Here is a 13,329-nt window from a genome sequence, read left to right on the forward strand (position 1 = left end):
TGTCGCTCCCTGCTCCCTTGTTGACTCAAGGAGCAGTTTATGGGCACCGTCGCCGGGTGGCGGCGGTGCTTCTTTTTTGACAGACTCCAAGGATATCCACGATGACCCTGTGCGCATCGACCCGCCGCGCTTTTCATGCGTTGTGCGCCATCGCCGTAATCGGCATTTTCGCCGGTACCTCCGCTGTCGCCGCACCCAACGTGCCGCACCTGCGCCAGCAAGGCACGGCTACCCAGCTCATTGTCGACGACCAGCCGTTCCTGGTGCTGGGCGGCGAACTGCATAATTCTTCCGCCTCGCACCTGCCCTACCTGAACCGGCTGTGGCCCGCCCTGAAAAAGGCGGAGCTCAACACCGTGCTGGCGCCGGTGCAGTGGGACCAGGTGGAACCGGAGGAAGGCCGCTACGGCTTCACGGTGCTGGACGGCATGCTGAAACAGGCCCGCGCCAACGACATGCGCCTGATCCTGTTGTGGTTCGGCGCCTGGAAAAACTCGATGTCCACCTATGTGCCGCCGTATGTCAAGCGCGATACCAAGCGCTTCCCGCGCGCGCAGAACCGCGCCGGCGCCGCGCAGGAAATCCTGACGCCGTTCGGCGAACAGACCTTGCAGCGAGATACCGCCGCCTTCCGCGCGCTGCTGGCGCACCTGAAGCAGGCCGACACCCAGCGCACCGTGATCATGGTGCAGGTGGAAAACGAGATCGGCATGCTGCCGGACGTGCGCGACTTCGGCCCGCTGGCCAATGCCGCCCTGGCCGGCCAGGTGCCCCGGCGCCTGCTCGACTACCTGCAAGCCCATCGCACTACCCTGCATCCATCGCTGCTGGCCTTGTGGAATGCGCAGGGCCAGCGCACCAGCGGCACCTGGGCCGAGGTGTTCGGGTCGTCAACCGGCGCCGAAGAAGTGTTCCAGGCCTGGGCCTATGCAGCTTTCGTGGAAACCATGAGCGCGGCCGGCAAAGCCGCGTACCCGATTCCGCTGTACGTCAACGCTGCGCTCAACCGGCCAGGCAAGAAGCCGGGCGAGTACCCGAGCGCCGGTCCGCTGCCGCACCTGTTCGATGTCTGGAAGGCGGCGGCGCGGTCGATAGACCTGCTGGCGATCGACACCTACTTCCCCAACTTTACCGACTGGGCGCCGCAGTTCAAGCGCCACGACAACCCGCTGTTCGTGCCGGAGGCCGACAACGCCGGCCGCCACGACGCCGCCGCCAAGGCCTTTTATGCCATCGGCGAGCACGACGCCTTCGGCTTTTCGCCGTTCGGCATCGAGGACAGCACCGGTCTTGGCGACGACACCCTGCCCGCCGCCTACCGCCTGCTGCGCCAGCTGGCGCCGGTGATCAACCAGCACCAGGGCGCCGGCCGCACGCGCGGCTTCAAGGCGCGCGTGTCGTACGACGGCGTGGTCGATGCAGCGCCGCAGCAGGCCACCATGGGCGGCGTCACTTTGAACGTGGCCTTCGGTAATCCGTGGGCCAAGGCCGACAACAAGGACATCGAATCGTTTGGCGGCCTTGTGATACGGCTGGCCGACGACGAATTCCTCATCGCCGGCAAAGGTCTGACCGTGACCTTCAAGGACGCCACCGGCGCCGGCGACAGCATCGGCCTGGAACTGGTCACCGAGGGAACCTACGAGAACGGCAAGTGGGTACCGGGCCGCTGGCTCAATGGCGACGAGATCCACCAGGGCCGCCAGGTGATGCTGGTGACCGGCGCCTTTACCGCCCAACGGGTCAAGCTGTACCGCTACAAGTAGCGGGTAGCGGGTACTGCAGCAGTTGTACGACGACCGGAAGCAAACGGTGGAAATATGCTAAAGTGTTACCGCAACCATCGGTCGATGGTTGCCTGACATTTCCAGTGATATTTTCCAGCTAAGGTAGTCCCGCAATGAATAAATTGGCGCCAGAAGAGCGCAGCCAGCCGACGATGCACGACGTGGCGCGGCTGGCTGGCGTGTCGCCGATGACGGTATCGCGCGTCATGAACGGCAAGGACACGGTCCACGCCAAAACCCGCAAGAAGGTCGCCGACGCGGCAGCCGCGCTCAACTACATGCCCAACCAGGAAGCGCGCAAGCTGGCCGGCGCGCGGCCGATGCGTATCGGTTTCTTGTACAGCAATCCCAGCGCCGGCTACCTGAGCGCCTTGCTGGTCGGCCTGTTGAACCAGTCCAGCATCCACAATATGCAGCTGTTCGTGGAAAAGGGCGATGGCCAGGCCCACCAGCTCGAACAGATCGAACGCCTGATCGGCAACAACCTCGATGGCATCATCCTGCCGCCGCCGCTCGGCGACGATCCGGCCATCCTGGCGCGCCTGAAAAGCGCCGGCGCGCCGGTGGTGACCGTGGCCTGCGGCCAGCCCGATCCCGATGTGAGCCCGGTCAGTTCCGTCAGCATCGACGACTACCTGGCCGCGTACCAGATGACGCGCCAGCTGATTGGCCTCGGCCACCACCGCATCGGCTTCATCGCCGGCGACGCTAACCAGACCGCCAGTGCGCGGCGCCTGGCCGGCCACCAGGCCGCGCTGCAGGAAGCCGGCGCCGATAACGCGCCCGAGTTGATTGTTCCGGGTTTGTATACCTATCGTTCGGGGCTGGAGGCGGCGGAAGCCTTGATGGCGCTGGCAGAACGTCCTACCGCCATTTTCGCCAGCAACGACGACATGGCGGCAGCCACGGTGGCGGTGGCGCACCGGCTGGGCATGGACGTGCCGGGAGACTTGACGGTGGTCGGCTTCGACGATACCGCGCTGGCCACCACCATCTGGCCGGCATTGACCACCGTGCACCAGCCGATCACCGACATGGCGGGCGAAGCGGCACGCCTGCTGCAACGGCAAATCCGCCGCCGGCGCGACGGCGCACCACTGAAACCCGAACACCTGTTGATGAATTTCTCGCTGATCCGGCGCCAGTCCGACGCCGCCCCGCGCGTGCGCCCGCCGGCGCACTTCCTGCCGCCGCAGGCGCCGCGCCCGGTGGACGCGGAAATGGCGTCGACTACCCCACCATCAGCTTGACGGATTTCAGCTGTGCCGAATCCGGGCCGGCGTGGATGGTAAAGCTGCCCGGCTCCACCACGCGCTCCATGCGCACATTGTAGAACGACAGGTCCGCCGGCTTGATCTCGAACGACAGCGTGCGGCGTTCGCCCGGTTGCAGGGTCACGCGCTTGAAGGCCTTCAGTTCCAGCACCGGCCGCGTGACCGAGCTGATATCGTCGCGGATGTAAATCTGCACCACCTCATCGCCGGTGACCTTGCCGGTATTGGCCACGTCCACTTCCACCGTGGTGCTCTCGCTGACGCCGATACGGGCCTTGCTCAGGCGCGGTTCCGAGATGGAGAACGTGGTGTAACTGAGACCGAAGCCGAACGGGAACAACGGTTTGGTCGAGCCGTCGATGTAACCGCGCCGCGCCGACGGCTTGTGGTTGTAGAAGATCGGCAGCTGGCCCACGCTGCGCGCGATCGACACCGGCAGCTTGCCGCCCGGGTTGGCGCGGCCGAACAGGATGTCGGCCACCGCGTTGCCGGTCTCCTGCCCCATGTACCAGCCTTCCACCAGCGCGTCGGCCTTTTCCGCCAGCAGGTTGACCGACAGCGGCCGGCCGTTGAGCAGGAACACCACCGTCGGTTTGCCCAGTGCGAAAATGGCGCGCGCCAGGTCGTTCTGCTGGCCCATCAGGTCCAGCGTCTCGCGGTCGCCCAGGTGGTTGTCCGCCCAGGCTTCGCGGCTGGTCTGCTCGTTGTCGCCCAGGACCATGATGATGGTGTCGGCGTTCTTTGCCGCCGCCACCGCTTCGGCGATCAGCTTCGTATTGACTTCCGGCGCAACGAACTTGATCTCGTCCTGGCCCCAGATACGGCTTTCGGTGATGCGCACGCCTTCGGCGTAGGCCAGCTCGAAGCCCTGGGCGCGGCTCTCGGCCTGCAGGCCCTCGTACACCGACACCACGTGGCGCGGAATGTCGGAGTAGCCGCCGATCGGCGTGTCCTTGGCATGGGTACCGAGCAGCAGCACCTTGCCCACCTTCTTGCCGTCGAGCGGCAGCAGGCCCTTGTCGTTTTTCAGCAGCACCGGCGTGCGGGTAGCGGCCAGGCGCGCCAGTGCTACCGCGTCGGCAGTGGCGGTCAGGCTGTCGGCGCGGTTGGCGTCCACGTACGGCTGCTCGAACAGGCCGGCCTGGAACTTGAGTTTTAAAATGCGGCGCACCACGGTGTCGATTTCCTTGACCGCCACGCGCTTTTCCTTGACCAGCGCGGCCAGCGACAGGTAGCCCAGCGGGTCCGGCGTTTCGATATCGACGCCGGCCTTGATCGCATAGTAGCCGGCCTCTTTCGGATCCGCGGCCAGCTTGTGGCGCGTGACCAGTTCATTGATGCCGAAGTAGTCGGACACCGTCACGCCCTGGAAGCCCCATTCCTCGCGCAGCACCTTGTGCAGCAGCCAGTGGCTGGCGTGCGACGGAATGCCGCCGATCTCGTTATACGACGGCATCACCGCCGCCACGTTGGTCTCGCGGATCAGGCGCTCGAACGGCGGGAAAAAGTCTTCGCGCAGGGTGCGTTCGCTCACTTCGGCGGGGCCGATGTTGGTACCGTTTTCCGGCTGGCCGTGACCGGTCATGTGCTTGAGGGTGACGAACACCTTGTCTTTGGCCAGCACCGGGGTTTCGCCGGCAAAGCCGATCACCGCCGCCTTGCCGATTTCGGCGCACAGGTGGGCGTCTTCGCCGTAGGTCTCCTCGATGCGGCCCCAGCGCGGTTCGCGCGCCACGTCCACCACGGGCGCCAGCGCCAGGTTGGCGCCGCGCGCGCGCATCTCGCGCGCCGCCACACTGAACACCTGCTTGGTGAGCTCCGGATCGAACGACGAGGCCAGGCCGATCGCCTGCGGGAAGCTGGTGGCATCGCGCGCCACGTAGCCGTGCAGCGCCTCTTCGTGCATGAACAGCGGGATGCCGAGGCGGGTCTGTTCCACCGCCCATTTTTGCGCAGCATTGGTGTACACGGCCGTTTCCAGCGCCGTGCGGTTCTTGACGCCGCCGGTGTCGCCGGCGCCGGCGGCCTGGCCCAGCTGGCGGTCGGACGGCCGGCCGATCATGCCGATGCCGTGCGGGTAGGCCAGCTTGGCTTTCGCAGCGGAGAACTCGCCGCTGGCATCCTGGATCTCGGTCTTCTTCTGCCACACGCACAGCATCTGGGCGATTTTCTCTTCCAGCGTCATGCGGCCCAGCAGGTCGTTTACCCGGCGGTCCAGCGGCAAGGCGGCGTCCTTGTAAGGTACATTGACGGCCGTGGCAGCAAAGGCCATCGGCGCCGACACCATGGACAGGCCGGCGACGCCGGTCATCGAGGACAGGAAGTCCCTGCGGTTGGTTTTCATACTTGTCTCCATATTTTTTATGTGGGTACTACAAAACGCTCAACGTCCCAGGCTGGGTTTATTGGGGGCATAGGTCCAGCCAGGTACCAGGTAACGCATCGCCAGCGCATCGTCGCGCGCGGTCGTGGCTACTTTCTTGTACAGCAGGTGCGCCGCTTCGATGCGGTCCATGTCGGGTTCCACACCCAGGCCCGGACGCTCCGGCACCAGTACTTCACCACCGACGATCTGCAACGGCTCGCGGGTCAGGCGCTCCTGGCCTTCCTGCCAGATCCAGTGGGTGTCGATGGCGGTGATCTTGCCCGGCGCGGCCGCTGCCGCGTGCGTGAACATGGCCAGCGATACATCGAAGTGGTTGTTGGAGTGCGAGCCCCAGGTCAGCCCCCATTCGGCGCACAACTGGGCCAGCCGCACGGAGCCCTGCATGGTCCAGAAATGCGGGTCGGCCAGCGGAATATCGACGGCGCCGAGCAAATGCGCGTGCGCCATCTGGCGCCAGTCGGTGGCGATCATGTTGGTGGCGGTAGGGATGCCGGTGGCGCGGCGGAATTCCGCCATGGTCTCGCGGCCCGAGTAACCGTTCTCGGGACCACACGGGTCTTCCGCGTACGCCAGCAGGTGGCCCTGGCCGCGACACAGGTCGATCGCCTCGCGCAGCGACCAGGCGCCGTTCGGGTCGAGCGTGGCGCGCGCAGCGGGAAAGCGCGCCTTGATGGCGGCAATCGCTTCCAGTTCTTCCGCGCCTTGCATGACGCCGCCCTTGAGCTTGAAGTCGCGGAAACCGTAGCGCGCCACCGTGGCCTCGGCCTGGTCGGCAATCGCCTGCGGCGTCAACGCTTCCTGGTGGCGCATCCCGTACCAGTCGTCACCGGAACCCGGCAGGTATGGCAGGTCGGTGCGGCGGCGGTCGCCGATGTAGAACAGGTAGGCCAGCATCGGCACGCTGTCGCGTTGCTGGCCGGCGCCGAGCAGTTCGCACACGGGCACGCCCAGGTGCTGGCCCAGCAGATCGAGCAGCGCCGATTCTACCGCCGTGATCACGTTCTCGAGGCGCAGATTGATTTCGTGCGGCTGCTTGAGCACTGCAGCTTCGGCGGCGGACGTGACCTGGTACTGGCGGCCGCTGACGTCGCGGTTGACGATGGCGGCACGGATGCCGTTCAGCGTGCGGTTGTAGCGCCCGATCGGCGTGCCCACCACCAGCGGCACGGCATTTTCCAGCGCGCGCAAAATGCCGGCGCCGCCCGGCACTTCGCCGATGCCGGTGTGGCCGGCGCTGTCCTGCAGCAGCACCAGGTTGCGCGTGAAGTAAGGCGCGTGCGCGCCGCACAGGTTGAGGAGCATGCTGTCGTGGCCGGCTACCGGGATTACGCGCATGGCCGTGACGACCGGTGTCGTGGAACGTGGGGAGGAATGCGGTAAATGTGTTGCCTGTACCATGCCTTTATCCTAAAATGATTAGCGCTACCATTTACTCAGTGTGAAGGATTTATGGGATCACGTCAACAAGGCAAGCGCGGCAAGATCGCTGCGGCAGTGGCTATCATCTTCACGGTGGGTGCGCTCGGCGGCTGCGCCACGGCGCCGGGCACCGCCAGCAACCCAGGCCAGCACTGGGTCGCTTCCTGGGGCACGGCGCAAATGGTGCCGGAAACCGCCAATGAACTGCCAGCGGCCAACTGGCGCGATGCCAGCATCCGCCAGGTCGTTCACCTGTCGCTCGGCGGCAGCGAGGTGCGGGTACGCCTTTCCAATGCATACGGCACGGCGCCGCTGCTGGTTGATGCGGCCAGCGTGGCGCGCGCCGTGGCGCCCGGCCGCGCCGCCATCGACGCCGCCACATTGCAAGTCCTGACCTTCGATGGTCGCAGCGCGGTCACCATCCCCGCCGGCGCCGAGTATTACAGCGATCCGGTTTCCCTCGACGCACCAGCCGGCGCCGACCTGGCAATCTCTCTGCACTTCACCGGCGAACCGGCGCGCCAGACCAGCCATAGCGGCGCGCGCGCCAGCAGCTTCCTCGCCGCCGGCAACCGCACGGCGGATGCCGACTGGCCCGGCGCCGCCACGGTGACGCGCTGGTTCGCGATCGCGGACGTCGATGTACTGGCGCCGCGCGCGGCCGGCGCGCTGGTGGCCATCGGCGATTCGATCACCGACGGCTATGGCGTGACCACGGACGGCAACGACCGCTGGACCGATGTGCTGGCCGCGCGCCTGCGTCGCGATAATGTTCCAATAGGTACGGTCAACGCCGGCATCGGCGGCGGCCGCATGTTGAAAGACGGCCTGGGGCCGAACGTGGTCTCGCGCTTCGAGCGCGACGTGCTGGCCCGTGCCGGCGTTACCCACGCGCTGGTGCTCATCGGCGTCAACGACCTGGGCAACCTGCACCGCAACACGCCCGACCTGCCGGCCGATCGCCAGCAACTGCTGGCCGACCTGCGCCTGGCGCACCGCCAGCTGGCAACCCGCGCCCGCGCGCGAGGCGTGTGCCTGATCGGCGCCACCGTCACGCCGTATGTCGGCAGCGACTACTACCACCCGGAGCCGGCCAACGAGGCCGACCGGCAGGAGCTCAATGCGTGGATACGCGATACCGGCGTGTTCGACGCGGTGGTCGATTTCGACGCCGCGCTGCGCGATCCGGCGCAGCCGCAACGGCTGGCGCCGCAGTACGACTCGGGCGACCACCTGCATCCGTCGCTGGCCGGCTACCGCGCCATGGCCGACGCGGTGCCGCTCGAGATGCTACGACGGCGATGTCGAAGTCGGCCCTGAGCCAACACCGTACCACCTACCATAAAAACGGAAAACTACAATAATGAGACAACCATTGATCGCTGCGGCGGGAGCCATCCTGGCCGCCGCCCTGCTCTGCTGCACCCTGCCCGCCCAGGCACTGGGCCAGAAACGGCTGGTGCTGTTCGATTCCCCTCCCGCCAACGCGGTCGCCATTGCGCAAGCGGGCAAGACCGCCACGCTGTACGTGGATACCGCCGACCATGCCGGCGTGCTGCGCGCCGCGCGCGACCTGCAGGCCGATATCGGCCGCGTGACCGGCGCTACGCCAGCGCTGCAAACCGGCGCACCGGCCGGCGCCGACGCCATCATCATCGGCACCGTGGGCCGCAGTCCGCTGATCGACAAGCTGGTGGCGGCCGGCAAGCTCGATGTCGCCGCCATCCAGGGCAAGTGGGAAGGCTGGCAGGTGCAAACCGTATTGCGGCCCCTGCCCGGCGTGGAGCGCGCGCTGGTAATTGCCGGCAGCGACAAGCGCGGCGCCATCTACGGCATCTACGAGTTGTCGGAGCAGATCGGCGTATCGCCCTGGTACTGGTGGGCGGACGTGCCGCCACCAAAAAAGTCGGCGTTGTATGCCTATGCGCCAGCGGCCGTGCACGATGCACCGGTGGTCAGGTATCGCGGCATCTTCCTCAACGACGAGCAGCCGGCGCTGACCGGCTGGGTGCAGCAGACCTATGGCGGCTACAACCATCGCTTTTACGAGAAAGTGTTCGAGCTGCTGCTGCGCCTGCGCGCCAACTACCTGTGGCCGGCGATGTGGAATTCGGCGTTTTATGACGACGACAAACTCAACGGCAAGCTGGCCGACGACTATGGCATCGTGATGGGCACGTCGCACCACGAGCCGATGATGCGCGCTCAGAAGGAGTGGACGCGCCAGGGCAAGGGCCCGTGGGATTACCAGCGCAACGAGAAAGTGCTGCGCAGTTTCTGGACCGGCGGCATGCGCAACACGCGCGACTTCGAGAAGATGATCACCATCGGCATGCGCGGCGACGGCGACGAGCCGATGTCGGAAGAATCGAACGTGGCGCTGCTCGAACGCATCGTGGCCGACCAGCGCGCCATCATCAGCAAGGAACTGGGGCGCGATGCGGCCACCGTGCCGCAAATGTGGGCGCTGTACAAGGAGGTGCAGGACTACTACGAAAAGGGCATGCGCGTGCCCGACGACGTCACGCTGCTGTGGTGCGACGACAACTGGGGCAATATCCGCCGCCTGCCCACGACCGAAGAACGCAAGCGCGCCGGCGGTGCGGGCGTGTACTACCACTTCGATTACGTGGGCGGCCCGCGCTCGTACAAGTGGCTCAATGTGACGCCGCTGCCGAAAATCTGGGAGCAAATGCACCTGGCGTGGCAGTACCAGGCCGACCGCATCTGGATCGTCAACGTGGGCGACCTGAAACCGATGGAAGTGCCCACCGAGTTTTTCCTCACCTATGCATGGAACCCCGCCGCCTGGCCGGCAGAGCGCCTGCCCGAGTACCTGAAACTGTGGGCCACGCGCGAATTCGGCCCACAGCACGCCGATGACATCGCCGACATCGTGGCCAGCTACGCGCGCTACAACGGCCGCCGCAAGCCCGAGCAACTGGAACCGGGCACCTACCACCCCGTCAACTACGACGAAGCCGAACGGGTAACGGCCGAGTTTCAGTCGATTGCCGCGCGTGCTGAGCGCATCGCCGCGCAACTGCCGGCGGCGCAGCGCGATGCCTTCTTCCAGCTGGTGCAGTATCCGGCGCAAGCGAGCGCCGTGGTCAACGAGCTGTATACGACAGCTGGCCGCAACCGGCTGTACGCGGTGCAGGGCCGCACCTCGACCAACGACCTGGCAGCCAAGGCGCGCAGCCTGTTTGCGCAGGATGCGGAGCTGACACGGCGCTATCACGAGGACATCAGCGGCGGCAAATGGAACCACATGATGTCGCAAACCCACCTGGGCTACACCTACTGGAACCAGCCGCCGCGCAACGTGATGCCTGCCGTGAGCGAAGTGCAGGCGCCGCTGGCGGGCGACATGGGCGTGGCCGTGCAAGGCAATGCGCAAGTGTGGCCGGGACCCGGCGGCGACAAGCTGGCCCTGCCCGCCCTTGATGAAATCACCGGTGCGGCGGCCTTCCTGGAGGTGTTCAATCGCGGCCGGCAGCCGTTCGACTACCGCATCACGACCAGCGCACCGTGGCTGGAGATCGACCAGCCCGCCGGCCAGGTCGAACGCGACCGCCGCGTACACGTCAAGGTGCGCTGGGCCGACGTGCCGCGCGGCGTCGATCATGCGACGCTGACGGTACAAGGCCCCAATGGCGCCAAGGTCACGATCAAGGCACCGCTGCGCCGGCTGGTCAAAGGGGCTGTGGCAGGCGACTTCGTCGAGACTGGCGGCGTGGTGTCCATCGAGGCCGCCAACTTTGCCAGGGCCGTGGCACCGGCCGGCCGCCAGTGGCTCACGATCCCAGGCCAGGGCCGCACGCAGTCCGGCGTGACTGCGCTGCCAGTCGATGCGAAGTCAGGTGAGACACCGCAGATGCGGCTCGACTACGCGCTGCACCTGCAAACCGCCGGCAAAGTCGTGGTAAACGCCACGCTGGCGCCTACCCAGAAATTCCAGCCCGGCGCCGGTCTGCGCTACGCCGTCTCGTTCGACGACGAGGCGCCGCAGCTGGTGAACATGCACGCAGACAGTTCCGAGCAGGCGTGGGAAAAGAGCGTCTCGGACGGCGCCACCGTGCTGACCTCGCGCCACACCATCGCCACGGCCGGCCGCCACACACTCAAGTTCTGGGCGGTGGATGCGGGCGTGGTGCTGCAAAAAATCGTGGTCGATACGGGCGGCTTGCAAGACAGCTACCTCGGACCGCCCGAAAGTCCACGCGCACGGTAATCCAAAAAAATAAACGGAGACAAAATGCATAAATTATTGACCACCGTGCTGGCTGCCCTGCTGCTGGCCGCCAGCCTTGGTACGGCCAGCGCCGCCACTCATACAGTCAAGGCGCCCGCAGACGAAGATGGCTACAAGCTCTGGCTGCGCTATCAACCGCTGGCGCCGGCCGCGCAGGTGAAGCTCAAAGCACAGTCGCGCAGCATCGTGCTCACCACTGCGGGCACACCCACCACCCGCGCCGCTGTCGCCGAACTGCAACGCGGCGTGGCCGGCATGGGCGGCGGCCCGGCACCGGAGCAGACCACCGCCATTGCCGACGGCGCGCTGGTGCTGGGCACCACGGCCACCCTGCCGGCGCTCGACGCAGCGCTGAAGGCCGAATTGTCCGGGCTTGGCAGCGAAGGCTATTTGCTGCGCGCTACGCGGCTGCAAGGCCGGACGGTCACGCTGATCGCCGCCAACACCGATATCGGTCTGCTGTACGGCGCCTTTGCCTGGCTGCGCGCGACCGCTGCCGGCACCGCGCCGGAAGCGGCATCTTCTCCGAAGCTGCAACTGCGCCTGCTCAATCACTGGGATAACCTTGACCGCCACGTGGAGCGTGGCTACGCGGGCGCGTCGATCTGGGACTGGTGGGCGCTGCCCGAGATTACCGACAGCCGGTATACCGATTATGCGCGCGCCAATGCGTCGCTCGGCATCAACGGCACGGTGCTCAACAACGTCAATTCCAAGCCGGAAGTGCTCACGCCCGCGTACATCGCCAAGGCAGCGGCCGTGGCCGACGTGCTGCGCCCCTACGGCATCAAGGTGTTCCTGTCGGCGCGGTTTTCCACGCCGCTGGAACTGAAGGAGACCGATACCGCCGATCCGCTCTCGCCCGCCGTGCAGGCATGGTGGAAGAAGAAGGCCGACGAGATCTATCGCACCATTCCCGACTTCGGCGGCTTCCTGGTCAAAGCCAATTCCGAGGGCCAGCCCGGCCCGCAGGATTACCATCGCAGCCACGCCGACGGCGCCAACATGCTGGCTGCTGCGCTGGCGCCGCACCATGGCATCGTGATGTGGCGCGCTTTTGTCTATGCCCCCGAAGCAGGCAAAGAAACCGACCGCGCCCGCCAGGCGTACGAAGAATTCAAGCCACTCGACGGCAAGTTCGCGGCCAACGTGATGGTGCAGGTGAAGAACGGCGCCATCGACTTCCAGCCACGCGAACCGTTCCACCCGCTGTTCGGCGCCATGCCCAACACGCCGCTGATGATGGAATTCCAGATCACCAAGGAGTACCTGGGCTTTTCCACCGACATCGCCTACCTGGGCACGATGTTCGAAGAGGTGCTCGAGAGCGACACCATGCAGCAAGGCGCGGGAAAAGGCCCGACCGTGGCGCAGATCATCGAAGGCGCCGATACCCCCGGTGGCCAGCCGGCAGCGACCGGCATGGCCGGCGTGGCCAATATCGGTGTCGATCGCAACTGGACCGGCCATCATTTCGACCAGGCCAACTGGTACGCCTTCGGCCGCCTGGCGTGGAATCCGCAGGCCTCCGCGCGCGCCATCGCCATCGAGTGGGCCGCGCAAACCTTCGGCAACGACGCCCGCGTGACCATCCCGGTGGTGGACATGCTGATGCTGTCGCGCGAAGCCGTGGTCGATTACATGACGCCGCTGGGACTGCATCACATGATGGGCACGGCCCACCACCACGGCCCGGCGCCGTGGGTAAACGACCTGGAACGCCCGGACTGGAACCCCGTGTACTACCACCGCGCCGCACGCGACGGCATCGGTTTCGACCGCACCGCCAGCGGCACCAATGCGCTGGAACAGTATGCGCCGGCGCTCGCTCGCCTGTACGCCGATCCGCGCACCACGCCGGAAAAATACCTGCTGTGGTTTCACCACCTGCCGTGGACGTACGCGATGCCGTCGGGCCGCACGCTGTGGGCCGAGATCATCCACCACTACGACCGTGGCATGGCGGCAGCCCGCAACCTGCAAACCCGCTGGGACGCCCTGCGCGGCGTGGTGGATGCGCGCCGCCATGCCGAAGTGGCGCAGCGGCTGCGGCGCCAGGTGCAGAACGCGGAGTTGTGGCGCAATGCCTGTATCGCCTACTTCCAGTCGGTGTCGGGCCTGCCTTTGCCGGACGGCGTGGCGCCGCCACCGCAGCCGCTGGAGTACTATAAGGGCATCCACTTCCCGTATGCGCCGGGCCGTGGCTGA

The 13,329-nt window shown here is 66.3% G+C and carries 7 protein-coding genes; 5 read left to right on the forward strand and 2 right to left on the reverse strand.

Features of this window, described 5'->3' with window-relative positions:
* Window positions 1-101: 101 nt before the first annotated feature.
* Both ASF04_RS20135 and ASF04_RS20140 read left to right on the forward strand, forming a co-directional pair.
* Window positions 102-1,766 carry a DUF5597 domain-containing protein gene (locus ASF04_RS20135; protein ID WP_056145760.1) on the forward strand — a complete coding sequence of 555 codons (1,665 nt, stop codon included), beginning with the start codon at window positions 102-104 and terminating at the stop codon, window positions 1,764-1,766.
* A gap of 134 nt (window positions 1,767-1,900) precedes the next feature.
* On the forward strand, window positions 1,901-3,037 hold the full coding sequence (locus tag ASF04_RS20140; protein WP_056145763.1) for a LacI family DNA-binding transcriptional regulator: 1,137 nt from the start codon (window positions 1,901-1,903) through the stop codon (window positions 3,035-3,037).
* On the opposite strand, the gene ASF04_RS20145 is transcribed toward ASF04_RS20140, so the two are convergent.
* Together ASF04_RS20145 and ASF04_RS20150 are read right to left on the reverse strand one after the other, a co-directional pair.
* A complete protein-coding gene (locus ASF04_RS20145) occupies window positions 3,018-5,405 on the reverse strand; it encodes a glycoside hydrolase family 3 N-terminal domain-containing protein (protein ID WP_156368714.1) in 2,388 nt (795 codons plus the stop codon). The genes ASF04_RS20140 and ASF04_RS20145 overlap by 20 nt on opposite strands.
* Before the next feature lie 39 nt (window positions 5,406-5,444).
* A complete protein-coding gene (locus tag ASF04_RS20150; protein WP_056145769.1) occupies window positions 5,445-6,845 on the reverse strand; it encodes an enolase C-terminal domain-like protein in 1,401 nt (466 codons plus the stop codon).
* A gap of 51 nt (window positions 6,846-6,896) precedes the next feature.
* Here ASF04_RS20150 and ASF04_RS20155 point away from each other — a divergent pair, with 51 nt between their 5' ends.
* Genes ASF04_RS20155 through ASF04_RS20165 form a run of 3 tightly spaced genes read left to right on the forward strand, consistent with a single transcriptional unit; the run spans window position 6,897 to window position 13,329 of the window.
* Window positions 6,897-8,186 (forward strand): SGNH/GDSL hydrolase family protein, encoded by a 1,290-nt coding sequence (locus ASF04_RS20155; RefSeq protein ID WP_229205136.1) that lies wholly within the window; start codon window positions 6,897-6,899, stop codon window positions 8,184-8,186.
* A gap of 43 nt (window positions 8,187-8,229) precedes the next feature.
* Entirely contained in the window at window positions 8,230-11,100 is a 2,871-nt protein-coding gene (locus ASF04_RS20160; RefSeq protein WP_056145772.1) for a glycosyl hydrolase 115 family protein, read from the forward strand.
* 24 nt (window positions 11,101-11,124) lie between these two features.
* Complete coding sequence (locus tag ASF04_RS20165; RefSeq protein WP_082488888.1) at window positions 11,125-13,329, forward strand: alpha-glucuronidase family glycosyl hydrolase; 2,205 nt, start codon at window positions 11,125-11,127, stop codon at window positions 13,327-13,329.

It is taken from the genome of Duganella sp. Leaf61 (genome assembly GCF_001421905.1).
Classification (GTDB): domain Bacteria; phylum Pseudomonadota; class Gammaproteobacteria; order Burkholderiales; family Burkholderiaceae_D; genus Rugamonas; species Rugamonas zoogloeoides.

Bases quoted from the DNA above. Each gene is read 5' to 3' on its own strand.
- ASF04_RS20135 (WP_056145760.1), top strand. From the start codon at position 102: ATGACCCTGTGCGCATCGACCCGCCGCGCTTTTCATGCGTTGTGCGCC.
- ASF04_RS20140 (WP_056145763.1), top strand. From the start codon at position 1,901: ATGAATAAATTGGCGCCAGAAGAGCGCAGCCAGCCGACGATGCACGAC.
- ASF04_RS20145 (WP_156368714.1), bottom strand. From the start codon at position 5,405: ATGAAAACCAACCGCAGGGACTTCCTGTCCTCGATGACCGGCGTCGCC.
- ASF04_RS20150 (WP_056145769.1), bottom strand. From the start codon at position 6,845: ATGGTACAGGCAACACATTTACCGCATTCCTCCCCACGTTCCACGACA.
- ASF04_RS20155 (WP_229205136.1), top strand. From the start codon at position 6,897: ATGGGATCACGTCAACAAGGCAAGCGCGGCAAGATCGCTGCGGCAGTG.
- ASF04_RS20160 (WP_056145772.1), top strand. From the start codon at position 8,230: ATGAGACAACCATTGATCGCTGCGGCGGGAGCCATCCTGGCCGCCGCC.
- ASF04_RS20165 (WP_082488888.1), top strand. From the start codon at position 11,125: ATGCATAAATTATTGACCACCGTGCTGGCTGCCCTGCTGCTGGCCGCC.